Annotated in this window: 22 protein-coding genes, 2 tRNA genes and 1 pseudogene; 13 read left to right on the top strand and 12 right to left on the bottom strand. The window is 62.0% G+C overall.

The genetic code is table 11. From position 1 onward, the window contains the following. The first annotated feature begins 34 nt into the window (after nucleotides 1-34). Nucleotides 35-106 (top strand) — tRNA-Asn (locus tag IY716_RS04900). A 118-nt stretch (nucleotides 107-224) separates the two neighbouring features. Then, the gene (gene purU, locus IY716_RS04895; RefSeq protein ID WP_218220459.1) at nucleotides 225-1100 is read left to right on the top strand and encodes a formyltetrahydrofolate deformylase; all 876 of its coding nucleotides are present in this window, start codon (nucleotides 225-227) and stop codon (nucleotides 1098-1100) included. 106 nt (nucleotides 1101-1206) lie between these two features. Here purU and IY716_RS04890 read toward each other — a convergent pair whose 3' ends face one another. Further along, nucleotides 1207-1653, bottom strand: coding sequence for an Hsp20/alpha crystallin family protein (locus IY716_RS04890; protein ID WP_218220458.1), 447 nt, complete (start codon nucleotides 1651-1653; stop codon nucleotides 1207-1209). 246 nt (nucleotides 1654-1899) lie between these two features. On the opposite strand from IY716_RS04890, the gene IY716_RS04885 reads away from it, so the two are divergent. After that, complete coding sequence (locus IY716_RS04885; protein WP_369699591.1) at nucleotides 1900-2772, top strand: siderophore-interacting protein; 873 nt, start codon at nucleotides 1900-1902, stop codon at nucleotides 2770-2772. Between the two features lie 61 nt (nucleotides 2773-2833). On the opposite strand, the gene IY716_RS04880 is transcribed toward IY716_RS04885, so the two are convergent. Next, nucleotides 2834-3280 (bottom strand): NINE protein, encoded by a 447-nt coding sequence (locus IY716_RS04880; RefSeq protein WP_218220457.1) that lies wholly within the window; start codon nucleotides 3278-3280, stop codon nucleotides 2834-2836. A 68-nt stretch (nucleotides 3281-3348) separates the two neighbouring features. Here IY716_RS04880 and IY716_RS04875 point away from each other — a divergent pair, with 68 nt between their 5' ends. Genes IY716_RS04875 through IY716_RS04865 form a run of 3 tightly spaced genes read left to right on the top strand, consistent with a single transcriptional unit; the run spans nucleotide 3349 to nucleotide 6125 of the window. Next, the gene (locus IY716_RS04875; protein WP_218220456.1) at nucleotides 3349-4251 is read left to right on the top strand and encodes a phage holin family protein; all 903 of its coding nucleotides are present in this window, start codon (nucleotides 3349-3351) and stop codon (nucleotides 4249-4251) included. Between the two features lie 9 nt (nucleotides 4252-4260). Further along, nucleotides 4261-4896, top strand: coding sequence for a CDP-alcohol phosphatidyltransferase family protein (locus tag IY716_RS04870; RefSeq protein WP_218220455.1), 636 nt, complete (start codon nucleotides 4261-4263; stop codon nucleotides 4894-4896). Further along, the gene (locus IY716_RS04865; protein ID WP_218220454.1) at nucleotides 4896-6125 is read left to right on the top strand and encodes a glycosyltransferase; all 1230 of its coding nucleotides are present in this window, start codon (nucleotides 4896-4898) and stop codon (nucleotides 6123-6125) included. The genes IY716_RS04870 and IY716_RS04865 overlap by 1 nt, the downstream gene beginning before the upstream one ends. Before the next feature lie 36 nt (nucleotides 6126-6161). On the opposite strand, the gene IY716_RS04860 is transcribed toward IY716_RS04865, so the two are convergent. The 4 genes from IY716_RS04860 to IY716_RS04845 form a co-directional block, all read right to left on the bottom strand. Beyond that, nucleotides 6162-7448: a PQQ-dependent sugar dehydrogenase gene (locus IY716_RS04860; protein ID WP_218220453.1), complete on the bottom strand. Its 1287-nt coding sequence runs from the start codon at nucleotides 7446-7448 to the stop codon at nucleotides 6162-6164. Between the two features lie 78 nt (nucleotides 7449-7526). Further along, nucleotides 7527-7600 (bottom strand) — tRNA-Ile (locus IY716_RS04855). A gap of 70 nt (nucleotides 7601-7670) precedes the next feature. Beyond that, the gene (locus IY716_RS04850) at nucleotides 7671-8057 is read right to left on the bottom strand and encodes a 6-carboxytetrahydropterin synthase (protein WP_218220452.1); all 387 of its coding nucleotides are present in this window, start codon (nucleotides 8055-8057) and stop codon (nucleotides 7671-7673) included. A 44-nt stretch (nucleotides 8058-8101) separates the two neighbouring features. Further along, a complete protein-coding gene (locus tag IY716_RS04845) occupies nucleotides 8102-9160 on the bottom strand; it encodes a zinc-binding alcohol dehydrogenase (protein WP_218220451.1) in 1059 nt (352 codons plus the stop codon). A gap of 66 nt (nucleotides 9161-9226) precedes the next feature. Here IY716_RS04845 and IY716_RS04840 point away from each other — a divergent pair, with 66 nt between their 5' ends. Beyond that, on the top strand, nucleotides 9227-10312 hold the full coding sequence (locus IY716_RS04840) for a glycosyltransferase (RefSeq protein WP_218221404.1): 1086 nt from the start codon (nucleotides 9227-9229) through the stop codon (nucleotides 10310-10312). Here IY716_RS04840 and IY716_RS04835 read toward each other — a convergent pair. Together IY716_RS04835 and IY716_RS04830 are read right to left on the bottom strand one after the other, a co-directional pair. Then, nucleotides 10309-11505 carry an aromatic acid exporter family protein gene (locus tag IY716_RS04835; protein ID WP_369699590.1) on the bottom strand — a complete coding sequence of 399 codons (1197 nt, stop codon included), beginning with the start codon at nucleotides 11503-11505 and terminating at the stop codon, nucleotides 10309-10311. The two genes, IY716_RS04840 and IY716_RS04835, sit on opposite strands and share 4 nt — an antisense overlap. 106 nt (nucleotides 11506-11611) lie before the next feature. Further along, on the bottom strand, nucleotides 11612-11941 hold the full coding sequence (locus IY716_RS04830; RefSeq protein ID WP_218220450.1) for a M23 family metallopeptidase: 330 nt from the start codon (nucleotides 11939-11941) through the stop codon (nucleotides 11612-11614). A gap of 254 nt (nucleotides 11942-12195) precedes the next feature. Between IY716_RS04830 and IY716_RS04825 the strand changes: the two genes are divergently transcribed. Together IY716_RS04825 and IY716_RS04820 are read left to right on the top strand one after the other, a co-directional pair. After that, nucleotides 12196-12618, top strand: a complete 423-nt coding sequence (locus IY716_RS04825) for a helix-turn-helix transcriptional regulator (RefSeq protein WP_218220449.1) — start codon at nucleotides 12196-12198, stop codon at nucleotides 12616-12618. A gap of 102 nt (nucleotides 12619-12720) precedes the next feature. Further along, nucleotides 12721-15495, top strand: coding sequence for a DNA methyltransferase (locus IY716_RS04820; protein WP_218220448.1), 2775 nt, complete (start codon nucleotides 12721-12723; stop codon nucleotides 15493-15495). Between the two features lie 123 nt (nucleotides 15496-15618). Here the strand turns inward: IY716_RS04820 and IY716_RS04815 are convergent, their stop codons facing one another. Continuing rightward, nucleotides 15619-16311, bottom strand: a complete 693-nt coding sequence (locus IY716_RS04815; protein ID WP_218220447.1) for an NYN domain-containing protein — start codon at nucleotides 16309-16311, stop codon at nucleotides 15619-15621. 146 nt (nucleotides 16312-16457) lie between these two features. On the opposite strand from IY716_RS04815, the gene IY716_RS04810 reads away from it, so the two are divergent. After that, nucleotides 16458-17075 (top strand): DUF559 domain-containing protein, encoded by a 618-nt coding sequence (locus IY716_RS04810; protein ID WP_218220446.1) that lies wholly within the window; start codon nucleotides 16458-16460, stop codon nucleotides 17073-17075. A gap of 910 nt (nucleotides 17076-17985) precedes the next feature. Here IY716_RS04810 and IY716_RS04805 read toward each other — a convergent pair. After that, complete coding sequence (locus IY716_RS04805) at nucleotides 17986-18783, bottom strand: hypothetical protein (RefSeq protein WP_218220445.1); 798 nt, start codon at nucleotides 18781-18783, stop codon at nucleotides 17986-17988. A gap of 374 nt (nucleotides 18784-19157) precedes the next feature. Here IY716_RS04805 and IY716_RS04800 point away from each other — a divergent pair, with 374 nt between their 5' ends. Further along, entirely contained in the window at nucleotides 19158-20627 is a 1470-nt protein-coding gene (locus IY716_RS04800; RefSeq protein WP_218220444.1) for a PIN domain-containing protein, read from the top strand. 568 nt (nucleotides 20628-21195) lie between these two features. Here IY716_RS04800 and IY716_RS04795 read toward each other — a convergent pair. Together IY716_RS04795 and IY716_RS04790 are read right to left on the bottom strand one after the other, a co-directional pair. Further along, the gene (locus tag IY716_RS04795; protein ID WP_218220443.1) at nucleotides 21196-21777 is read right to left on the bottom strand and encodes a recombinase family protein; all 582 of its coding nucleotides are present in this window, start codon (nucleotides 21775-21777) and stop codon (nucleotides 21196-21198) included. A 290-nt stretch (nucleotides 21778-22067) separates the two neighbouring features. Continuing rightward, nucleotides 22068-22208, bottom strand: a pseudogene (locus IY716_RS04790) (ISL3 family transposase); the annotation flags it as partial. 184 nt (nucleotides 22209-22392) lie between these two features. Between IY716_RS04790 and IY716_RS04785 the strand changes: the two are divergent. Both IY716_RS04785 and IY716_RS04780 read left to right on the top strand, forming a co-directional pair. After that, nucleotides 22393-23454, top strand: coding sequence for a glycosyltransferase family 2 protein (locus IY716_RS04785; RefSeq protein WP_218220442.1), 1062 nt, complete (start codon nucleotides 22393-22395; stop codon nucleotides 23452-23454). Between the two features lie 15 nt (nucleotides 23455-23469). After that, nucleotides 23470-23667: a hypothetical protein gene (locus IY716_RS04780; protein ID WP_218220441.1), complete on the top strand. Its 198-nt coding sequence runs from the start codon at nucleotides 23470-23472 to the stop codon at nucleotides 23665-23667. The last annotated feature ends 175 nt before the right edge of the window (nucleotides 23668-23842 follow it).

Raw genomic sequence — 23842 nt, 5'->3', positions numbered from 1 at the left:
ACCCGGAACCCCTGCTAGACTTTTCCAGTCGCAATCCTCCATAGCTCAACGGCAGAGCACTCGACTGTTAATCGAGCGGTTGTTGGTTCGAATCCAACTGGGGGAGCAGATTCGCCCTCGCCCATCTGGGCGGGGGCGTTTTTCATGCCCTGTTTCGTGTCATAGTGTCCTTGGCGCGGCGCCGTCTGCCCGCACTGACCTGGCGAGCCTGATTCGGAGACTTGATGAGCACCCCTGAGACCCAGCCGTATGACATCGCCCGATTGATCATCTCGTGCCCGGATCAGCCAGGAATCGTGGCTGCGGTCTCAGAGCTCATCGCAGACATGGGCGGCAACATCATCAGCCTCGACCAGTACTCCACAGGCGTGGAAGGGGGGCGTTTCTTCCAGCGCACCGTCTTCCATCTGCCGGGTCTCGCCGCCGCCAAGCCCGATGTGGAGCAGGCGGTCCAGACGAAGCTTGCCGATCGCTTCTCCATGGACTTCTCGCTCACCGCCGCAGATCAGCCCAAGCGGGTGGCGATCTTCGCGTCTAAGACTGATCACTGCCTGCTGGACCTGCTCTGGCGCCACCGCCGCGGCGAGATTCCGATGGACATCGCAATGGTCATCTCGAATCACGCTGACCTCGCCGAGGATGTGCGGCCCTTCGGCATCCCGTATTTCCACGTGCCCATCGTCGACGGGGACAAGGCCGCCGCCGAGGCCAGGCACCTGGAGCTGCTGCGCGGGAATGTGGACATGATCGTCCTGGCGCGTTACATGCAGATCATTTCAGAGAACTTCCTGGAGGAGGTCGGCGCCCCGGTGATCAACATCCACCACAGCTTCCTGCCGGCCTTCATCGGTGCGGGCCCGTACCAGAAGGCCAAGGACCGGGGCGTGAAGCTCATCGGCGCGACTGCGCACTATGTGACCCGTGATCTCGATGAGGGCCCGATCATCGAGCAGGACGTCATCCGGGTTTCCCACAGCGACGACGTCGCCCAGCTCACCCGCTTCGGCGCCGACGTCGAGCGCGCTGTGCTCTCCCGTGCGGTGAAGTGGCACTGCGAGGATCGTGTGATCCGCAACGGCAGCACCACGATCGTCTTCTAAGCCGACCCCCTACGTTGAGGGGCGGAATCTCCGGGTATCTGACCCCGTTATCGGGCCAAACTAGTCGGAGAATCCGCCCCTCAGCGGTGGTGGTGGTGGCGGCGGGTCAGGAATCGATCACCTGCTGGCGCTCGGTGGAGGAGACCTGGATCTTGCGCGGCTGTTCAGCGGCGTAGACCCCGGCCACCCGGACCTTCAGCACCCCGGACTCGTAGTTCGCGGTGATGGCGTCACCGGAGACCTCGCTCGGCAGGGTGATCGTGCGGGAGAAGGACCCGTAGCGGACCTCGCGCAGCCCATCGGCCTCGGTCTGGCTGCGGCGCTCGCCGGAGACCGTCAAGGTGCGTCCGGTCAGTTCGACAGAGACGTCCTTGTCCGGATCGATGCCCGGAAGATCGGCGCTCAGCACCAAATCTTCGCCGTCCCTGTGGGCGTCTACCGGTGGAACGAAGCCGGATTGACGCTGCGTCGCGTCCATTGCCGGGGTGCGCATGGTGCGGAACACGTCATCGATGAGGGTGAACGGATCCAGGCGGGTCAGAGAGGTGTTCATCACAGCAATCAGCTCCTTCAACTCATTGCTCAACGGGTACGTTTCATGCCTTGCGGCATCGATTCCAACGGAACCTGCTCTGAGTATATTCCAAAGTTGAGCATGGTGCACTCAACTTTTTTCGACGCCGAACTGGAAGGGTGACCGGGTGCGCGCGTCAATCGGGCAGAACATGCTTGCGTAATAGTCCAGCCTCCGGCTGAGGGGAACCTGACCTGAGCTCGAAGAGTGGATTAGAGTGCGCTGGTGTCCAAGACGAAGAAACCACGCGTGCAGCATGTGCTCCGCGTCGAGACCAAGAAGCAGCTCAGCCCGCATATGATCCGGGTGATCTTCGGCGGCCCCGGCTTTGATGCCATCGAGTTCAAATCGGTGGGAGATTCTCCAGCGACGGACCAATACATCAAGCTGCTGTTCCTGCCGGACGCCCTCCACGAGGATGCTGGCGCGCAGCAGGACGTGGACCTGAGCCGCCCCTTCGACATGGAGGCGCTGCGCGAGCAGCTGCCCAGCGAGCTGATGCCGGTCACGCGCACCTATACGATCCGCCACGTGGATCACCTGAACTCGCAGATCTGGGTGGACTTCGTGGTCCACGGCGATGAAGGTCTCGCCGGAGTCTGGGCGCAGAACGCGCAGCCGGGAGACCTGCTCAGCTTCTTCGGTCCCGGCAGCGCCTACGCGCCGCGAGGCGAGGCCGACTGGCACCTGCTCGCCGGGGACGAGGCCGCCCTTCCCGCGATCGCCTCCGCCCTGGAGTCCATGGACGAGGACGCGCGTGGAGTCGCCGTCGTCGAGGTCCGGGATGAATCGGAGCGTCAGCCCTTGACCGTGCCGGCAGGCATGGACCTGGTGTGGCTGCACCGCGAAGCCGATTTCAGCCCGGAGACGACCATGCTCGCGGACTACCTCGAATCGCTGAGCATCCCCGAGGGTGATGTGCAGGTCTTCGTCCACGGCGAGCGTGAGCAGACCAAGCGGATCCGTCGCCTGCTGGTCGAGGACAAGGGCCTGCCGCGTAAGGGGATGTCACTCTCGGCATACTGGGCCCACGGGCGCATCGAGGACCAGTTCCAGGCGGAGAAGCGCACTCCGGTCGGGCAGATCGACCCCGACTGAGATCATCGACCCCGGCGGAGATCACCCCGCCGCTGGTGGAGGTCACCGTGTCGCGGCTCGCTCAACCGGTGACCCCGGCGCTGGTGCCGATCATCAGGGAGATCATCAGCACCAGGGCCAGCAGGATCACCGTGATGGCGGCGCAGAGCCCGGCCCGCTCACGGTGGCCTGCCAGCCGGAGGTCCTCCCTGTCACGCATCGACCCGGTGAGCAGCATGATCAGATCGATCAAGGTCCAGACGAACACCACGGTCATGCAGAGCAGCCCCAGAGTCTGCTGCGCCGCGACCAGAAGGACGACGCCGGCCAGGGTGGTCAGCAGCATGAGCAGCGCCGAGACGCGCCGGGTCAGATACCACCGATGGGCGCCGGTGGGGCCGAGGAAAAGTGTCAGGGCCCAAGCTGGCACAAAACGTTTCTTCGATGCCGGCTCAGACTCGTGCGCCAGCTGGTCAGCAGCCGTATAGGTATTGGCGTAGAGCTCTTCGAAATCGTACTGATCAGCCATATCCCTCATGGTATAGGTGGTAGTTTGTAAGCAACTCACCAGTCACCCACAAGCATGGAGGCGCTGACTTGTCTCAGCCAGAAACTGGCCGCACCACGGGCACGGCGCCCCGCACATCGCTGCTCGATGTGATCAAGGTCGTTCTGCGACTCGGCCCCAAGCAGATCAATGACGAGATCCAGCTGGCCATCAGCCAGATGAAGACCAAGGGCGTGGCCGCCGGCATCGCCGTTGCGCTCATGATCGTCGGAGCGGTGTTCCTCGCATTCCTCGTGGTGGCGCTCATCGTCGCCGCAATCGCCGCCCTCGCCCTGATCTTCAAGCCCTGGGCCGCCGCGCTGATCGTCGCGGGCGTCTTCCTGATCATTGCGCTGATCTTCGCGCTGATCGGGCTGTTCAAGCTCAAGAAGACCATGCCGCTGCTTCCTGAGGACGCCATCCGCGGGTTCCGGCTGGACCTTGGTGTGGCCCGTGAGGGCACCAGCTTCGACCCGCAGAGTCTGGACCGCGAGGACGCCGAGCGTCGTCGCGAGAAGGAGGAGTCCAAGCGGGCGGCCGCCGAGCAGGCCAAGAAGGACTCTAAGACCCCCGGCGCCGGCGAGCCCACGGCGCCGACCTACAGCGAGCTGCTGCGCCGGACTGCACTGCGCCGTGAACACCTCGCCTCGCTCCAGGACCAGATCACCACCGGGACTCGACAGATCAGCGAGACGGTGCGTGAGAAGACCAGCCGCGACAAGACCAGCCGACAGAAGCCCAAGCCCAAGCGCAGCGCAGGCACGGGCGGTGCGGCGAAGGCCGCTGCAACCCCGGCAGAGAGTCGCAGCCCGGGATCGACCGACTCAGCTGCTCACGAGTCCGCCGCGCACGCGGCCGGAGAACACGTGGCGGCGCGGTGGAAGCCGCTCGCCGTCGTCGCCGGGTCTGCCGCTGCCGGAGCAGTCTTCCTTCGCGAGCTTGTGAAGAAATAAACTGCGCAGGTGAGATTCATCGGTGCCGGGACCCGAGAGGGTTTCGAGTACACCATCCATGAGGGCTTCTGGACCGCGCCCAATGTCGTGACCGTGCTGCGCTTCCTGCTCATTCCGGTGTTCGTGGCGCTGGTCGCGCAGGATCGCTTCATGACGGCCTTCTGGGTCCTGGTGGCACTCTCAAGCACCGATTGGATCGACGGCTACATCGCGCGTCGCTTCGACCAGCTCAGCACGGTCGGGCGATGGTTGGACCCGCTGGCAGATCGGCTCTCACTGATCATCGTCACGGCGACGCTCGTGGTCTTCGACATCGCGCCCGTGTGGGTGGTGTTGGCGATCGTCATTCCCGACGTGATCCTCTCCATCAACACGTACGTGCTCTTCAAGGGTCCCCCGGACCTGGAGATTACCCTGCTGGGCAAGGTTCGCACCGCCTGTCTGCTGATCGGTCTGCCGTTGGCGCTGCTCGGTGCGAGCCTGCACCAGGGCATGTTCCCCGACATCGCCGTGGTGCTCCTGGCGGCGGGCTCGGGGATGCATATCATTGCTTCAGCCGACTACTTCATACAAGCCCAGAACAAGGCGCGGCGGCAGCGACGCGAACAACGCCGGCCGGGCATCGAGGAGGATTCGACCGCCTGATGGTCAACGATGTGCCCGCCGAGGCTCCCCGCAGTGAGCCCAAACTCCGCATCCTGATTGCCGCCGACACCTACCCTCCCGACGTCAACGGGGCCGCGGTCTTCGCCCATCGTCTCGCGAAGAACATGGCAGCCCGCGGCCACGAGGTCCATATCGCGGCAGCCCGCACCGGGCGTGGCCCGGACATGGTCGAGCACACCGAGGAAGCCACCGTGCACCGGTTCAGGTCCTTCAAGGCGCCGACCCACGAGTACCTCCGGCTCTGCCTGCCGTGGCTCATCGAGCCGGCTATGGCTCGGCTCATGGACGAGCTCCAACCCGACGTCGTCCACGTCCAGTGCCACTACATGATCGGCAAAGCAGCCATCGACGCCGCGGTCGACCGTGGTCTGCGCACCATCGCCACCAACCACTTCATGCCCGAGAACCTGGACCCGTTCCTGCCGTTCCCCGCCTGGTTCCGCCGAATCGTCGCCAAGAACTCCTGGCGCGATATGGGCAAGCTCATGGGCAAGGCGGCCGTGGTGACAACCCCTACGCCACTGGCGGCCCGCACCATGATGGAACGCGCGGGATTCAAGAACGTCCTGCCGCTGTCCAACGGCATCGATCTCGCGCACTACCGTGTGCAGCCCGGTGAGGTGCTGACCCGTCCCGAGCGGCCGACGGTGCTATTCGTCGGGCGGCTCGCAGTGGAGAAGAACGTGGATGTGCTGATCGACGCCATCGCAAAGACAGACCCGGCGCTGGACATCGGCCTAGACATCGTCGGCGATGGGGAGCAGCGCGACGTGTTGGCCGAGCAGATCGCCGCCCTCGGGTTGGGGGATCGGGTGCGCATGCGGGGGCACGTCTCGGAGGAGGATCTGCGTCTCGCCTACCTGCAGGCGGATATCTTCTGCCAGCCCGGCACTGCCGAGCTGCAGTCGCTGGTCTCCCTGGAGGCGATGTCCGCGGGCCTGCCGGTGGTGCTCGCCGACGCGCTGGCCCTGCCGCATCTGGTCGATCAGGGGGTCAACGGCTATCTCTTCGAACCCGGCAATGCCCAGGAACTGGCGGAGCGCCTGGTCAGTGTGCTCTCGCGTGATGCGTCGGAGCGGGCGGCGATGGGGGAACGCAGCCGAGAGATGGCGGGCCGGCACAGCATCAAGACCACGATGGATGCCTTCGAGAAGCTTTACCGCGGTGCCGACTGGGTGGAGAACCAATACAGGAACAGCGGCCAGTAGAGCATCCTGCGCTGAGCGGACTTTCGCCGACGCTGCCTAGTCCGGGGGAGTCAGGCGCAGCAGTCCCGCCCCGTCTCCGTCTTCGACGACCCAGATGCTTCCATCCGGCGCCTCTTCCACATCCCTGATCCGCGCGCCCATATCCCAGACCTGCTCTTCGCCGGCTGAGTCGCCCTCCAGGTCCACGCGCAGCAGCGCCTGACCGGAGAGCGCGCCCAAGAAGGCGTCGCCGGTCCAGTCGGAGAAGAGCTCGCCCTGATAGATCATCAGGCTGCCGGGGGAGATGGACGGCGTCCAGGAGGCGGCCGGCGCGGCGAAGTCATCGGCCTCGCTGTGATCGGGGATCTCACCCCCGCCGTACTGCGAGCCGTTCGACGCTTCGGGCCAGCCGTAGTTCTCGCCCGCCTGCAGGAGGTTGAGCTCGTCGCCACCCTCTGGACCCATCTCGGAGATCCACAGCTCGCCATCTTCGGCGAAGTCGATGCCCAGCGGATTGCGGTGACCCCAGGTGAAGATCTCCGCCGAGACGCCGCCCTCGTCCGCGAAGGGATTGCCGTCCGCGGGCTCACCCTCAGGAGTCAGTCGCATGACCTTGCCGAGCCCGCTGGCGAGATCCTGGGCCGGACTCATCTGCTGCCGGTCCCCGGAGGTGACGAAGAGGTGCTCGCCGTCGGGGCTGAAGGCCAGCCGATGGGAGAAGTGCCCGGAGCCGGAGGTCTTCGGACGCTGTTCCCAGATCACGGTGAGGTCCTCCAGCTCGGCCGAGGAGCCGGAGGCGACCAATCGCGCGTGACCGACGACGGCGCCTGTGCCGCCCTCACCGGAGGAGACCCAGCTCAGGTAGACTCGCTGGCTCTCCTCGAAATCAGGTGCGACGACGACGTCACCCAGACCGCCCTGGCCGTCGACGACGATGTCCTCGGGAAGCCCCTCCACGCTGATCTCGGGTGCCTCGGCTGCCTCGGCTGCCTCGGCGGAGTCTTCGGTGCTGCGGAGCAGGAGCTCGCCGGTGCGTGTGGAGATGAGCATCTGCTCGGTTCCGGGGAGGAACTCCAGCGCCCAGGGCGAGTCATAGCTGCCCTGCTCCTCGACGATGAAGGGTTCGCCGTCCTCGGAGGCGGCGCTTGAGTCAGAGTCCGATGGCGAGGCGGCATCTGAGGTTGAGTCTGAGCCCGACCCTGAGCTCTGGTCTGTGTCCGCTGAGGCGGAGGGGCTCGCCGCGCCGTCGTCGGAATCTGACTCGACACCCGGGTCTGCGTCCGCGCAGCCGGCGAGGAGGATCACGGTGCAGAGCCCGGCGGTGATGGCAGGAAGACGTCCCATGACCCGACCCTAGTTCATCGCCCCCGGGCCAGTCCTTGCGATGACGGCCGACGACGGAGGATGTTCAGGAGCAGTTTGTAGGGCGTCTGGGACTTGAACCCAGGACAAAAGGATTATGAGTCCTCTGCTCTAACCAACTGAGCTAACGCCCCTCGTGTCCTCCGCCGTACGGCCTGAACCGGCCAGCCGAGGACACTGAGACATACTACCGAGCCGGTCCGGCTAAAGCTGAACCCACACGGAGGCTCGGGCACGGGGATGTTCCTCGGCCTCCACCTCGATCGCGCTGAGCCCGTGCTCGGCCGGGAGTCCGGCGGCGAGGCTCTGCGCGATGTGCTCGATGATCACCTCGGTGGTGGTGAACCGGTCCTGAAGCTCCGCGAGCTCGTCCAGGTTCTTATAGCGCAGCGGCTCGAGGGTGCTGGCGAGCAGCTCCGAGGCTGCACCGATGTCCATCACAACCCCGAACTCGTTCAGGCCGTCACGGAAGAAGCTGGCCTGGATGCTCAGGGTCGCGCCGTGGAGGTTCTGGGCGGGCCCGAAGAACGGGTCGTTCAGGCTGTGCGCGATCATGATGTGATCGTCTACGGTCAGGCGGAAGCGGCTCATGGTTCTCCTTGAGGATTCGTCGTGGTGGGTGCGTGATGGAGGTGTCAGCCGAAGGCGTGATTCTCCGTCAGCGGGTAGTCGATGAGGTGCAGGATCTGGTCGCGTGTCCAGGGCGCCCCGGTGGCGACGTCCTGCATCACGCCGGGGAGCTCGGCCAGGGACGAACGACCGCTGATCAGCATGTCGAAACGCGGATCCAGCATCTCCAGCGCCGTGGCCAGACGCTGCCCTCGGGTCCGGCGCATCCTCCGTGAGCCAGGAATCTCGCCGACCTGGGTGGCGACGATCCGCAGCCGCCGCGCATGAAAGTCAGCGCCAAGAGCGATGTGCTGCTCTCCCGTGCCGTACCAGGACTGCTCCACGATCACGGCGTCGTCCCCGGCGATCTGCAGTGCGGTGGCCAGGCCGGCTGAACTCGCTGAACTGTGGAGCACCGCGTCGTTGTCCGCGGCGGCGTCCTCGGGTGCCACCGCGTCCAGACCGAGTTCACGGATGAACTCCCGACGCTCTGCGTCGATCTCCACGACCTGCAGGCGCTGCAGCGGCAGCTTCGAGGCGAAGAGCGCGGTGGTCAGACCGATCAGTCCGCCGCCGACGACGGCGACCCGGTCGCCCGCCAACACGGGTGCCTCCCAGAGCGCGTTGAGGGCGACTTCTCCGACGCCGGCGAAGACCGCGCGTTCGGAAGGGCAGTCCTCGGGCAGCACGTGACAGTCCGCCTCCGGCACGACCACATGTTCGCGGTGGCCGGCAAGGGTGAAGACCGTCCGGCCCAGCAGCTCCTCGCTGCCCTGACGGACCACTCCCACGTTGAGGTAGCCGTGCGAGACCGGGAAGGGGAGCTGGCCGAGCTGAAAGGGCGCCTGCATGATCGCGGCGACGTTCTCCGGGACCTCACCACGGTGCACGACCGATTCGGTGCCACGCGAGATCCCGCTGTGCAGCGTCTCGATGAGCGCCTCCCCGGAGCCGGCCTGCGGGAGGCGGACCTCACGCAGCGCGCCGGTGTGCGCAGCCTCCGTCCAATACTGGCGAGAGGTCCTGGGCAGTGCGGACGCACCCTGTTCGTCCTGACTGACACCGGTGACACGTGGCTGGCTCATGACTGTCATCATGCCAGAGCTGTCCACCCGAGATGATCTCAGGGGCTGTGCCAGAATCAGGGGGTGCTGAAGCTCTTCTTCGACTGCCGGTATACCCGCACCAGGGTCCACGACGGCATCTCTCGGTTCACCGCATCCCTTGTGGAGGCTGCCGCGCAGAAGGCCGATGTCACGATGCTGATCCATGACCCGGAGCAGCTGAACCTGTTGCCTGACCTGCCGCACCTGCGCATCTCTTCGCCCACCTCGGCGAGGGAGCCGTGGGTGGCCAGACAGCTGAACCCGCACCGACCGGATGTGGTGTTCTCGCCGATGCAGACCATGGGCGGCATCGGGCGCTCATATCCGCTGATCCTCACGGTGCATGACCTCATCTACTACGAGCACCCCACCCCTCCGAGGAACCTTCCCGCTTCGGTGCGGCTCGGGTGGCGGGCCTATCACTGGAGCTACCTGCCCCAGCGGCTCGTGCTCAACCAGGCCGACGCGGTGGCCACCGTCTCGGAGACCACCCGGGGGCTCATCCGCGAGCACCGCCTCACCCGCCGTCCGGTGGAGCTGATCTCGAACGCCCCGCCGACGGTTGCTCATCCACGAGACCCAGAAGCTTCCCCGAGCCGGGAGCTCGTCTATATGGGCTCCTTCATGGGGTACAAGAATGTCGAAGCCGTGATCGCGGGGCTGAACCGGCTCCCGGAATACAGGCTTCACCTCTGCAGTCCGATCGCGGCGAACCGTGAGGCCCAACTGCGCGCGCTCGCCGCGGATCCCGAGCAGCTGGTCTTCCATCACGGCATCTCCGAGCCGGACTACCGTGGACTGCTGCAGCGCGCGGCCGCGCTGGTCACGCTCTCCCGCGCAGAGGGCTACGGCCTCCCGGTCGTGGAGGCGATGGCCCACGGCACACCGTGCGTCCTCTCCGAGCTCCCTATCTTTCACGAGATCGGAGGGTCCGCAGTGGTCGAAGCAGGGGCACAGCTGGTGCCGCCTCAGGATTCCCCGGCCTTCGCCGCCGCGGTCCGGAGGCTCGAGGATCCGGCCCAGTTCGCCCGAGCCTCCGCCGCGGCACGACGGCGCAGCCTTGAGTTCTCCTGGTCGGCCTCGGCAGATCGCCTCGTCGCCCTGGGGGAGCGGCTTGCACACCGCCGTTAGTGGGTGACCTGAGGGTTCTCGGATGATCCGTCGCGGGCCGCACGCGCTGAGGCGACATCATCGACGACGACGACGATATGACGCACGCTGGCGATCAATGAGCCGTACATGGGCCAGGACTGACTCGGAAGCCCGTGACCCTCGGACAGCTGGGTAGACAAGGAGGTCAACCTCTCGTGCAGGGGCGCGACCTCTCGGTCTGGATCCGCGATCGCTCGGCCTGTCGCGCCGACGATCTCGGTCCACTGCTCGCGGAAGTCCTCGTCCCAGTCGCCTTCGGAGTACGAGGCCTCGCGCAGAGTCCGGGCAAGGTGGCGCAGGTGCGAGACTCCCTCGTCGGCGCGTTCGAGGATCTCCTCGTAGCTCGCCTCATCGGCGTTCCAGCTGCTCTGCGTCAGAGAAGTTTTCCCCTGATGCCCACGGGGATTGGCGCGGCGCGACTCCCTGGCGAAGCGCACCACCGCCCAGGCCGAGTTGAGCTCCTGGGTCATGGATTCGGTCTCCTGGAACCACGACTCTGCCTTGTCGGTGTCCCAGGAGTCTGAGAATTCCTCGGAGATGCTGACCAAGACGCTTCCCATGCGCTCGTTGACGCTGTCTACGTACCGACCGGCCTGCTTGTCCCGCAGCGGAGGGAGGATCAGCAGGTTGACCAGGACTCCTGCGGCCACGCCGATGGCGACTTCCAGGATGCGGTCGTTCAGCAGCGGGGCCTGATCATCGAAGCCGCTGCCGAGGACGAAGATCGCAGTGGTGGCGATCGCGACCCCTTCGTCACGGATCCACGAGATCCGGGCCGCAGTGACGCCGACCAGCAGAGCGAGCGCAAACGTCCAGAGGCTCACCCCGAGGAAGTAACCGATGAGAAAGGAGAGACCGACACCGAGGCTGGATGCGATGGTCGTCTGGATGCCTCGGGAGAGTGAACGGTGCACCGTTGCATGAACCGTGAGCAGAGCGGTCCAGGGAGCAAGGAAGGCCAGCTCCGATTCCAGCACCGCCGTAGAGATCCACCAGGCGAGAGTGCCGGCGATCACGGTCTTGATGATCTGCAGCACATCGGTGAGAAACTCCGGGCGCTGGAACAGCGTTCGAGCCTGGGTGGTGCGCGCGCGCAGAGCGGGCATCCGCTCAGGCTTGCCGTTCTCGTCAGGCTGAGGCTGCTGACCGTGCTCTGTGGATCGTCGGGACACTCGTGCTCCTTCTGTTCAGACGTTGATGAGATCACTGGGACGGTCTAGACATTCTGGCACTGCTCTTGGGCAGGGAACAGGGGCGGTCATGAGGCTCGGTGGAGGGTCACTGCTGTCCCAGCGGAAGCAGCACCGACGGTTCGAGGTCGCCGGTGAGCAGCAGCGGGTTGATGTACTCCCCATGCAGCCGCACACCCCAGTGCAGGCAGGACGCTTCGCAATGCCCATTCCCCGGTGCGGTCAATCCCACCTCAGTCCCTGCGGAGACCGCAGCGCCCACCTCGAGGATCGTCTCCACCGGTTCAAAGGAACTGATGTAGCCCCCGCCGTGGTCGATCGAGAGCACAGGGCGGTCCACCACCCTACCTGCGAAGCTGACCTGACCATCCGCCGGGGCGCGGACACTCGTGCCGAGGGCCAGGGGTCCCAGATCCACCCCGCGATGACCAGCGCCCCAGGGAGCGGGTCTTTACCGCGAGAGAATTCTGGGTAGTCAAGAAAGATGTCAGGTCAACTCGATACGGCTAGGTCGACAGCGACGCAATGGCTCCGTTATCGGCCCATTGGATACTGAGCTCCGGGTGATCCAAGGCTTCGGATATTGTGAGCCTCTAGAACCTATGTTGGCACACGACGCGCTGATATCTTCTTAGTCCCACGTTCCGGCTCCCGCCCCAATGAGGTCTGGTCATGTCCACCAAGAAGACTCCATTGCCCGACGATCAGGTCCCCGGTGAATCCAAGTTACTGCGGCGTTGCTACGAGGAATCTAGGCACACGGTGCCCGAGCTCGCTGAGCTCACCGGATTGTCGACCGCAACCATCCACATCGCGATGCAGGGGTTCCGATACCGCCAGGGAGAGGTGCGTCGAGCGGTGCCCCACCCGGATACGCTGGCGAGGCTTGCAAGCGCGTTGCGGATATCTCCTGGGCAGTTACGTGAGGTCAACCGCACCGATGTCCTGGACATGCTTACGGAGGCATCTGAGGACCAGTTGACTGTTGCCGAGCATAAAGCCCGAGCTGTCGGCTACGACGCACTGGAACGTCAGGTGCTGGCCGTGTTCTCCACCGACGAGCTGCGTGAGGAGATCGCGCGCCGAGAGCCGTAGCGGGGCTCGTCTGAGACGGGATGAATTGTTTGAATCGTCCGAGGATTGGCTCGGTGGGGACCACTGCGCGATGATGACGTTGCCTGTGTGTAGCCTGAACGGATGGATAAAGCCCGTTCGTTCGAGGAGATCTACCGCCAAGCTGACCAGTTCGTCTTGAACTGGAAGGACGCTGCCGGGGACGAGCGGCAAGAGGCTCAGATGTTCGTGCGAGATCTCCTCTCCGTCTACGGTCTCTCGGGGTCTCGCGCCGCGCTCTATGAGCGTCGCGCTCAGAGATCCTCCACCGGGGCACAGGGCTACATCGACGCGCTGGTCCCGGGGATCCTCGCGATCGAGATGAAATCTGAAGGGAAGAGTCTCGCCAAGGCCGAGGAACAGGCCCTGGATTACCTCCAGGGGCTTCCAGACGCAGAGTTCCCCGGTTGGGTGCTCACAAGCGACTTCAAGACCTTCCGTCTGCTCAACCTCAAAGAAGGCAGCGACACCCACGCCGCAGAGTGGGACATCCAAGACTTTCATGAGCACGCCGACAAGCTGTCGTTCCTGGCTGGGTATGGCCAACGGGTCCTCTCCTTCGAGGAGCGGGAGGCCGCGTCGGTCAAGGCGGCCCAGCTCATGGCCTCGCTCTATGAAGGACTGTCCGACTCTGGGTATGACGACCACTCGGCCAGCGTGTTCCTGGTCCGATCACTGTTCATGCTCTACGCCGACGACACGGCCCTATGGGGCGAACGAGACCTCTTCCTAGAGTTCCTGGAGAACCGCACCTCTGAGGATGGTGGAGACCTCGGTTCCCAGATGAATCTCCTCTTCCAGGTGCTGCGCACTCCCGTGGAGAAGCGACAGAAGAACATCACCGGGCTCTTGGCCAGGTTCCCGTACGTCAACGGCGGCCTATTCGAAGAAGTGGTCGAGATCCCCTTCTTCGACGCCGACATGCGAACCCACCTCATCGAGGCCTGCTACTTCAACTGGTCAGCCATCAGCCCCGCGATCTTCGGTTCCCTCTTCCAGGCGGTCAAGGACAAGGCCGCTAGGCGTGCCTTGGGAGCGCACTACACCACCGAGAGGAACATCCTTCGGGTCATCGGACCGCTGTTCCTTGATGAGCTCAAGGCTGAGTTCGAAGCGAAGAAGGACTCCGTACAGGGGCTGCGGAACATGCGCAGCCGGCTCGGTGAGATGCAGTTCCTCGACCCGGCCTGCGGCTGCGGAAACTTCCTGATCATCGCCTACCGCGAGATGCGGGCACTGGAGCTGCGCATCATTGAACGGATCCAAGAACTCGATCAGGGTCGCAAGTCGACCTCGGTGCTGGACCAGGGCTTGTTCTTCCTGGGCGACCAGGTCAGTGTTCGGGTCAGGAACTTCCACGGGATCGAACTGGAGGACTGGCCCGCCCGCATCGCCAACACGGCATTGCACCTGGTGGAGCACCAGGCGAACCAGGAGATGCAAGCCCGCCTCGGGACTGCCCCTGAGTTGCTGCCTCTGGACAAGGTCGAGACCATCCATACAGGCAATGCGCTGCGCACCGACTGGAACGACATCGTTGCTCCCACGGACACTCTGGTTGTCCTGGGGAACCCACCGTTCATCGGAATGAACGGCATGAGCAGAGAACAGCAGGAAGACAACCGCGAGATCTTCACCCTGGTCGACAGCACAGGACTTCGTCCTGGTCGCCTCGACTACGTCGCCTGCTGGTACGCGAAGACGATGGACTATCTCAAACAGACCAGATCAGCCCGCGCCGGCTTTGTCTCGACCAGCTCTCTCACCCAAGGTGAGCAGGCCCGCACCATGGTGCCCCTGCTTGAGCGCAACGGGTATGAGATCGACTTCGCGCATCAGACCTTCAGATGGACATCAGAAGCCCCGGGAGCGGCCTCAGTCCACTGTGTGATCGTCGGTTTCTCGGCGACAGAACGGCCTGACCGACGACGCCGACTATTCACATACAGCCACATTGCGGGCGAGCCTATTGAGAAGTCGGCTAAGCGGATCAACTTCTATCTCGCAGAGGGCCCCAACGTAGTTCCTAGCAAACTGCGTGAACCCGCTACGGCGGGTATGCCAAACGCTCATAAAGGAAGTCAGCCCACCGATGGAGGGCATCTGCTCGTTGATGAGGGCGAGTACGACGAGGTGGCCGCGGACCCTCACGCGAGTCCGTATTTGCGACGCTTCGTGCAAGGGCGGGACATGCTGCAAGAACAGGAGCGCCGGTGGTGTCTCTGGCTGAAGGACGCGAACCCTTTGGACCTGCGTTCCTCAGCCATCCTGCGACACCGAATCGAGGGCGTTGAAAAGTCGCGTAGCGCTTCCAAGACTCGGTCTGTACGTGAGTTCAATAATTCGAGAGCGTTCACGCAAGACCGTCAGCCAGATACTAGCTATTTCGCTCTGCCAGAAGTTTCCTCATCGAACCGCGAATGGATACCCGGACGGATGTATGGTCCGGAGGTCATCGCCGGTAATAAGCTCATCATCTTCCCAAAGGCTCAACCCTGGCACGCCGCACTGCTGCAATCGTCCATGTTCATGGCATGGATCAGCACGTTTGCTGGTCGTCTCAAATCAGACTTCGCGCTCTCGCCGGCACTCTCCTACTTCCCTATTCCGTGGCCGAACGTATCCCATGACCTCGAAGAAGACCTGACCGACGCCTGGCACGCCATCGCTGACACCAGGAGCCGGTACGAGGGCGCCACGCTTGCGGACCTCTACGATCCCTTGGCCATGCCCGACCCGCTACGGAAGGCGCATCGCGAGTTGGACACGGTCGTCGATAGATCTTTTGGTGTCCGTCGCAGGCTCAGCGACAACACAGAGCGTCTGGAGGTCCTGCTCAAGCGCTACGCCGCATTCTAGAAAGGCGGGTCGACCGAGGACCAAGTGCATGACTTGCCGGTCCAGACCTGTCCTACCCTGTCCTCCCTGGAGAAGACGGGTGTCCAAGTGCTACTGTGAAGGCACAACCCCTGTTCCTCTGGATCAGGCCCAAGGCCCCGCACTCGTGTGGGGCCTTGCTTTTTGCCACGACGTGGGCCGATGCACCGGCTTCCTCGTCGCCTGGACGACGTCGGGAAGCTGGTTGCGCTCCGCGTAGGACGGGTGCAGATACAGGCTGAAGTCGACGCCGGCCTGATCGTAGAGCTTGGTCCTCGCATCCCGCGGATACAGCGCTCCCACCCGGACCCCGAACCTCTCCTTGGCCACCTTGATCGGGTGTGCCAGGTCTGAGTCGGAGGAGATCACGACGTAGGTCTGGGCGAGCTCGTCGAGTGAGTCCATGAGCAGCTGCGTCGCGAGCTTCACGTCCGAGCCCTTCTCCTGGACCTTGTAGACGTGGTGGTAGGTCAGCGGAGGCTGCTCCTTGCCGTCGACGTACTCACGGGCATGCCCGTTGTGCACGGCGAAGAGAGAGTCGTCGTGGACGGTGAGGCGATCAAGCGTCTTCAGGGCCCGGATATAGGCGTCTTGTCGGTAGGGCGCCTGCGGATCCTCCGGGTTCATCTTCCCCTTGATGCGTGCCGTGAAGTAGTGGACATGCTGCACATCGAAGTCGTGGAGGACGTCGTCGAAGAGCGCGACCAGGTCGAGCCACTTGTTCTCGGGCCTCTTCTCTAGCTGTCCCTTGTACAGATTGAACCCGTCGACGTAGACGATCGCCGTCGGTTTTCCCATCTCTCAAGCATGACTGATGAATTGATCACTTCGTCTAGCAATCGAGCCATCTATCTATCGGGCCATCTATGGAGCTATCGAGCTATCGGGCTATCTGAGTTCGCCTCTCTGCTATGTTGCGACTAATACAACTCGGGAGGGATCTCATGACTGTCGATCTGGATGCTGTGTACCAGGCTCGCTGGAAATATCTGCGTGAGAGTTCATCTCAAAAGTTCTTCAACCCTGATCGGCACACTCCGCTCCTGGAGTATCTTGACGCCATCTTTCCATCCGTGCCGGTTGACGAATGGGTGCATGACGCTCGTATTCCAAAAGAAGTTCAGATTGATCGAGGGGGTACGGATAAGCGTCGAAGCTTCATGCCGGACTACCGCTCGGAGTCTGAATCCTTAATCGTCGAGTTCGACGGGCGCCAGCATTATCAGGACCTGAAGCGCATTATTAAGGACCAGGAGGCTGACGCGTTTTACAGGTCGCTCGGATATAACGTTGTCCGGATCCCTTATTTCGTGCAGCTCTCGTCTGTCAATATTGATCACTACTTCGATGTAGTTCTCCCTGACATGTGCGAGTTGCGCTACTCGTTCTACGACTCCGAGGACAACATCGGAATATCCCCTGGGGCGATGAGCCTGGCTGGGTTCGAGCGGTTTAGGCGGGAATACGCTACTCTCCCATCTGACACCAGGCAGGCTATCGATGCAGACCTAGGCGAGCTCCGACGGGAATGTCCCGCAGCTGTTCCTTTTCCGTGGAAATAGATTCCAGCTGATGGTTCCAAGCAGGAGTAATATAGGCGGTCTGTCACACTGGGCGTTATTCCGGCGGATCCGAGGAGTGAAGAAGCGCCTCTACCCGCTTTAAGACTCGGATCTGCGCCGGGTGGTAGACCTCAACTACCGCATGCGCTAGACCATTGCCGGCAGTTTAGGGGTAATACGGTGAGGCCTCCAGTGGAGCGGCCGGCCAGAGCTGATCTTTCCTTTGGCGTTAGATCATGGAAACCACCCGCCTTGCTAGATGGTCGACCTCATCTTGAACGGCGTCTTCGGGAACCTGATTAAAGTCTTCGTCGATCTGTCGCTCTTCCTCCGAGCTAGTCAGCAACATGCGTTCCTGGCTGCTGACTAGCTCGGGACTGAAGAATCGTTACTGTGTGTCCTGTAGGGGCTGGGGGCCCTGACTGACATTCCCTTGTTGCGTAGAATCTAGGCGCATGCAACTCCTCAGTCAATCTGTCGGCCTGGGCAAATACGGCAGTAATCGTCGCGGGACCATTAGGGCGTGTCTGAGACATTAGTAGGTTTTTGAGACACCTAGAAGACTGTTTGGTGCCTACTCCAGGGGTAGCGGAGATGGCAAGGTTCCTGCAGTTTTCCGTGGCGCGTCGTGGACCCCGGACTAACCTGGTTCCGTGCAGCTTTAGGAAGTCGAGGTCGACCCACCACGCACCCGGGGGAACTCGGACGTCTGCCTGATGATGACGCTTGCGTCAACTAGCGCCCCACGGTTAGATTAGGCTCAGTTCGAGAAGTGTCTGACCTAGGGGCACGCTGGTTCATGACCAAGCACTTCACAGAACCGGTTGATCTGGGTTCGAGTCCTGGCGGCTCCATTGGAGACGTAGCTTAATTGGTAAAGCCACCGGCTGTTTTGCGAAGAGGAGTTGACCTAAGAGGTCAGCTCCTCTTTGTTTTGAGTTACACCCGTTCGGGTTTTGGCAGCTTCTAGTTCGACTTTCGTGAGGCTTAAGGGTCCGTAGTGCCTTCTCGAGATCCCGAGTAGCTGTCTGCTTTGCTGGGAGGCGTTGCCTGGCGTCCGGTTGTCTAACCAGTCCAGTACCGCGATGTCTGCCCAGGTGCTTCTCGGCAGTGCTCGTTGCAATAGGCGGTTAGCCTCTTCGGCGAGACGCTTCGTGACGGCCAGGATGCCGATAAGTTCCGAAAGACCAAGTCGTACTTCATCACCCACCTGGTAGGCAGGCAAGCTGGTCTTTGTGATGGTCTCCCACACCTCAAGAGCCCGTGCGTCGGTTGATGCGACAGCGTTAACAAGGGCTGGACTCGCCTTCGCTCCGTTGTGTATGTGGGTGTTTCTTGCCAGCCTAACCAGATGAAATAGATCCAATGAGTCTGTGCTGAAACGTCCACCAGTCGCCGATTGAATTGCTTCATGAGCATTGACAGCCCTAACGTTCCTCGAAATATTGCCAAGGGTCGTCAGATTCTGCTCCAGGAGCTCGAGCATTCCGACTAGCAAGTGCTCTTGCAAAGCAATCACCTGTGGAACGGCAAGAACTCCAAGCAATGTCTCGGCTTCGTCAAGGACTTCCCGCGCTTTGTCTGTTCTCAGATTGAACCGACGGACGTGCTCAACGCCAGGAAAGATTTCGCTCATGAGCAGGTTGGAACCGCTGGTGAGCGTCAGCGTCTGCGACGCGAGCTTCGACCCAGCGAGTAGACCCATCATGGTGTCATTGGTTTGCACCCGCTGACGTTGGTGTTCCCGGTACTCGGGGTAGTGCACTATTCCCATCAGTCGATAGTTTCACAAGGGCCTTGGTCTGTGGTGACCGTGGGCCCTGCCCTGCCACGGATTGCGTAGCCACCATTCAGCGTTCATAGGTCGGTAACGATCGGCCTCGACCACGCGAGAACACGCGCCGGACGCACCGCCGAAAATTTGAAGACCTGTAGTCGGCCCCTGGAGTCGAAGCTCTTTCTGGCTCTCGCAGGAACCGCTGAGTTTATGGGATAGGAAGTTGAATTTTTATTTATGTCCAAAGCACCCACGTGTCTCATAGTCTGCCGCATTAGGATGGATGTGTTAGGAGGGTGCTGACCGTGACTGCCCCCAAAGTGCTCCTCGATACGAATATCGTTATTGCTCATGTCAACGACGAAGATGTCGACAACATCAACGCCGAAGCCGCACACCAGCTCATCGACCTCGTCTTACGCCTGGGCTTCATCCCGACAGTAAGCCATGGAACAGTAAGCGACTTCGACCGGGTGGAAGGAGCGAGGCAACAGCGTCGTTACGACCGTCTCAAGCATTATCTGGTTCTCGAAGGAGTTCCACTCAATCCGGATGTCACTGAGGTCTTCCCCTGGGCGCCAAGGGTCCAGGACTGCGCTGATATGGAAGTTCTTTCTGCCCATGCCAGTGGAGTGAGCTCATGGCTAGTCACCGAAGACCGACGGATGCGGCGACGGGCCGAACGAGCTGATCTTGCCCCTACGCTTTCCATCCAAGATGCGCTGGACTTCTTCTCGAATCTCCTCGATCCGGGCCTCGACCATGTTCCCGACGCGAATCAGGTGGAGGCCTATAGGTTGAATCTATCGAGCCCCTTCTTCGACACATTAAAAGCGGACTACTTGGGTTTCGAGAACTGGTGGCGAAGTAAAGTCGTGGCGGGTGGACGTACCTGCCTCGCACTTGGGGATGAAGAGTCTTTTGAAGGTCTAGCTGTGCTAAAACCTGAGCTTGACCAACACCCTCACGGACTTGGATCCTCCGTTCTCAAGGTGTGCACGTTCAAGGTGGAGGATGGCCAAGCCGGGAACCGGCGTGGGGAGCTGCTACTCCGTGCTGTCATCGATCACGCACGGCACAAGCATTTTCAGCAGCTGTACCTCAGTGCGCTTGAGGACAAGGAGCCACTTCGGAACTGGTTGCCCAGGTTCGGTTTCTCCGAATTGGAGGACAGAAACGAGAAGGGTGAAATTCTCTTCGTCAAGGATCTTGTCCCCGGTGCGAATTTGGCTACGCTCCACCCGTTAGAGGTAGCTAAGCGTTACGGGCCAGGAGTCGTTCGTGTGGAGCGCGCCTATGCGGTACCTATTCAGCCGCAGTTCCATCGCCTGCTGTTCCCCGACATCGAAGAGCAGCAAGCGATCTTGCCCAACGAACCATGCGGCAACGCTATTCGGAAGGCGTACTTGTCCAGGTCCGGGATAAAGCGACTTGTCCCTGGGGATCTTCTAGTCTTTATCCGCACCGGAGGAAAAGGGTTGACGGGTCCCACGGCGGTGGGGGTCGTGGAATCTGTGGACCGTTCTGATGATCCTTCGGAGATTGCGGAAGCGGTGACAGGGCGAACGGTCTACTCTTACCGTGACATTCAGAAGCTATGTGATTTGAGTTCTGTGTTGAGTGTACGATTCCGTTTCGATCGTCGTGTGGACAAGATCTGGTCTATGGCGGATTTCGCGACTCACGCAGGTATGGCCACCGCGCCTCAATCCATCGCCAAATTCTCAGAGGAGGGAACTTGCTGGATACGGCACCAACTGGACGCGTCGCTCTGATGTCTATCCATCCCGTTTACGCAGAGCAGATCCTGTCAGGGCAAAAGCGCGTGGAGTTCCGGAAGCGGCCTGTCGCTGGAGATGTCACCCATGTGTTGATCTACGCCACGGCCCCCGTTCGAAGAGTCGTTGGTGTCTTCAGCGTAGAGGAACAAGTGTCAGAGTCACCACGAGAGCTTTGGGGGGCTTTCAAAGAGGTGGGTGGGATCGCCTACAGGGATCTCATGAAGTATTACCGTGGGCACTCCGTAGGCACTGGAATCCGAGTGAAAATGGCATATACGGCTTCGACTCCTCTGTGTCTGGCCGAAGATCTAGGCATCAACCATCCGCCCCAGAGCTACCTGTATCTCGAGGCCGATCTGGCTCACCGAGCCCTTTCGCTACTGCTTCCGCAGTTGACCGACACTAAGGTCGCCGCAACTTCGCTGGCGACCGTGTCGGCGTAGCTGACTGGGCACGCCTCGAACTTTCCGGGTTCACAACTAGGGATGCGGGTGGCTGGCCGGCCATGGAGCTCGAAATCGATGCTCCTCGCCATTACGGCACAGTCGGGTGGGTGAGGAACTTAGGCCTCTGGCTGCGCCCGCTGGAGCTCCCGGTAGACGGTCGCGCGGGAGACATCGAACAACTCTGCTAGCTCAGACTGGGTATGCGTTCCTGCTTTATGGGTCGCGAGAAGGTGTTTCCGCTTCGAGGGGGAGAGCTTGGGCTGCTTCCCGCGCAGACGCCCTTTCGATTTCGCAATCGCCATGCCCTCTCGAGTTCGAGCCCGGATGAGGTCGGCCTCGAATTCCGCCACCATGCCCAGGACGTTGAAGAGCAGTCGGCCCACCGCATCGTTGGGATCATAGAGACTGCCGCCGATACTCAAAGTCACGCCCTTCGTGGTGAGTTCATCGGCGATGTTCCTAGCATCAGGCAGGGATCGAGCAAGGCGGTCGAGCTTCGTCACGACCAGGGTGTCGCCGGAGCGGACGGCTGCGAGGGCTTCGCGGAGCCCGGGTCGGGTGCGGTTGGTGCCGGTGAGTCCGTGGTCGACGTAGACCTGATCGGCGTCGACCCCGAGGTTGATGAGGCCTTCGCGTTGGGCAGTGAGGTCTTGTCCGGTGGTCGACACGCGGGCGTATCCAATTTTAAGTCCAGTCATGCCCTCAAGTGTTGCAGATAGGGGACCTTCATCGTGCTTTAAATCGTTCGGGGTAAACGTGCACTCTGAGCCCAGTATCTGTATGGGCCGGTTTTGGGGTGGGGGAGTGCACGGTGAGCGACCGGCTTACGGGCACTGCCCCACGCCCAGTCCAGCACTGTTTTCGAATGCCCCGTACCCTTCGATCTCTTGAGAAGGTCATCGGTCGCTGATTGTCACGGAGGTCTGCTCGGCAAGGGCGGTCTTGTCCCGGTGGCGAAAGATCTAACTCAGTGTCCCCAGGATGGCCGCAGCGTCCGTCGAGTCCCGTAGAGCGGGTCACCAGACCGGCCGCGATGCTCGCGGGTGTCCTGTTGGACTCGCTGTTGGCATCGACCCAGGGCGTCTCCTGCGAGGGCGACCACTTGGAAGGGACCCATCACCGCCGTGGCGGGGGAGTTCACGGCACGCGCCGCAAACCGAGACGAATGTGATTCGGATCATACCCGCTTGACTCTGCAAAGCATTTAGATAGTCTAACTATCAGTTGTTTCAAATTTTTACTACTGGCTCGTTCTCGTTGGTCACCTTGCACCGGTAGGACCCGAGAACTGAAACTAAGGACCGTTCCCCGTCATGCCTGAACAAGATCGGGCGAAAATCACGGCTGTGATCCCCGCCCACAATGAAGTCGGCGCACTTCCAGGAACGATCGCCTCGCTTCGCGCGCAGACCCGCCAGCCTGACCGGATTCTCGTGGTGTCCGACGAATCCACCGACCACACCGTGGCGATTGCTGAAGCATTTGGCGTGGAGGTCATGGAGACCGTTGACAACACTGCACGAAAGGCCGGCGCTCTGAATCAGGCCCTAGAAATCGTGGAGCCCCAGGGATTCGTGTTGGTCATGGACGCTGATACGCAGATCGTCCCCGACTTCATAGAGCGCGCATTGGAAGAGCTCAGGGACCCTGTCGTGGGCGGGGTGGGAGCAGTGTTCTACGGTGACCGACCCACCGGCTACTTGGAGCTGTGTCAATATCTCGAATGGGTGCGGTACGCCGAGCAGCTTGAACGCACCGGCAAGACATTCGTCATGTCGGGGACCGCGGCGCTGATCAGATGGGCCGCATTGAAAGACGTGGAGTCCCGATTCGGATCGATTTATGACGAAGCGACGATCACCGAAGACATGCGTTTGACGATGACGCTGAGGGAGTGCGGATGGCAGGTGCGTTCCCCCGCCGAGTGTCAGAGCACGACTGAGACAATGCCCAATGTGCCGACCTTGTGGCTGCAGCGGCGACGGTGGTACCTCGGAGCTCTTCAGAACATCTCTGAGATGGGCTGGACTCGCGTGACCCAGCGCTACATCGTCCAACAGTTCATGCTGGCTCTCTCGGTCGTATTGATGAGCACCTTGGTTGTCCTGACCACGGCGTCGTACGCCATCAATGGTTTCGTGTGGGTGGAGCCCGCGTGGTTGCTGATCGGTGGCATCTTCGCACTCGAGCGTGTGGTCACCGTCTGGGACCAGCCCTGGCGCTACCGCATCTTCGCCGCCCTCGTGCTCCCTGAACTGATCTACGCCCTGATCCTGCAGAGCGCTTACGTCGGTGCGGTGTGGCAGAAGCTGAATTCCTCACAGGGGGTGTGGGCCCACCTGGGCGCACCCCGCATGACAGAAGGCGGAGTATAGATGTACGGAGCCGATATGACCCAGGCCTCTCAGATTGCCCTCTCCGGATTCGTTGCCTTCGGGGTGGGATGGAATGTGCTCGCGGTGGGTGTGCTGCTGATGGCGACACTCACCATGGCAACTATTGTGTCGGTGATCGTTCACCGGCTGCGCAGCTCTCCATCTGTTGCCTCTCAAGGTGTCCGGCAGCGGGCGGTTCGCAGCCCGCGTTGAGGCACTGACTCTCGTAGGCAGATGTCCGATGGACCGCGTCTCGAGTGCGTCGACGGCGAGGGGGTTTCGCACAGTGGCGTCTCGGAGACCTCCCCTAGAGGGGCACGTCTCCGACGCAGCACCTCAGGTGCCGACCCCTCAGGAGTCACTCACCTTCCAGGGGCTCCACGTCAAG

The sequence above is a fragment of the Nesterenkonia sp. Act20 genome (genome assembly GCF_019173455.1).
Lineage (GTDB): Bacteria > Actinomycetota > Actinomycetes > Actinomycetales > Micrococcaceae > Nesterenkonia.
Note: the sequence above shows the minus strand (reverse complement) of the source record. Positions and strands in the feature narration are given on the sequence as shown.

Bases quoted from the DNA above. Each gene is read 5' to 3' on its own strand.
- purU (WP_218220459.1), top strand. From the start codon at position 225: ATGAGCACCCCTGAGACCCAGCCGTATGACATCGCCCGATTGATCATC.
- IY716_RS04890 (WP_218220458.1), bottom strand. From the start codon at position 1,653: ATGAACACCTCTCTGACCCGCCTGGATCCGTTCACCCTCATCGATGAC.
- IY716_RS04880 (WP_218220457.1), bottom strand. From the start codon at position 3,280: ATGGCTGATCAGTACGATTTCGAAGAGCTCTACGCCAATACCTATACG.
- IY716_RS04865 (WP_218220454.1), top strand. From the start codon at position 4,896: ATGGTCAACGATGTGCCCGCCGAGGCTCCCCGCAGTGAGCCCAAACTC.
- IY716_RS04860 (WP_218220453.1), bottom strand. From the start codon at position 7,448: ATGGGACGTCTTCCTGCCATCACCGCCGGGCTCTGCACCGTGATCCTC.
- IY716_RS04850 (WP_218220452.1), bottom strand. From the start codon at position 8,057: ATGAGCCGCTTCCGCCTGACCGTAGACGATCACATCATGATCGCGCAC.
- IY716_RS04845 (WP_218220451.1), bottom strand. From the start codon at position 9,160: ATGAGCCAGCCACGTGTCACCGGTGTCAGTCAGGACGAACAGGGTGCG.
- IY716_RS04825 (WP_218220449.1), top strand. From the start codon at position 12,196: ATGTCCACCAAGAAGACTCCATTGCCCGACGATCAGGTCCCCGGTGAA.
- IY716_RS04820 (WP_218220448.1), top strand. From the start codon at position 12,721: ATGGATAAAGCCCGTTCGTTCGAGGAGATCTACCGCCAAGCTGACCAG.
- IY716_RS04815 (WP_218220447.1), bottom strand. From the start codon at position 16,311: ATGGGAAAACCGACGGCGATCGTCTACGTCGACGGGTTCAATCTGTAC.
- IY716_RS04810 (WP_218220446.1), top strand. From the start codon at position 16,458: ATGACTGTCGATCTGGATGCTGTGTACCAGGCTCGCTGGAAATATCTG.
- IY716_RS04805 (WP_218220445.1), bottom strand. From the start codon at position 18,783: ATGATGGGTCTACTCGCTGGGTCGAAGCTCGCGTCGCAGACGCTGACG.
- IY716_RS04795 (WP_218220443.1), bottom strand. From the start codon at position 21,777: ATGACTGGACTTAAAATTGGATACGCCCGCGTGTCGACCACCGGACAA.
- IY716_RS04785 (WP_218220442.1), top strand. From the start codon at position 22,393: ATGCCTGAACAAGATCGGGCGAAAATCACGGCTGTGATCCCCGCCCAC.
- IY716_RS04780 (WP_218220441.1), top strand. From the start codon at position 23,470: ATGACCCAGGCCTCTCAGATTGCCCTCTCCGGATTCGTTGCCTTCGGG.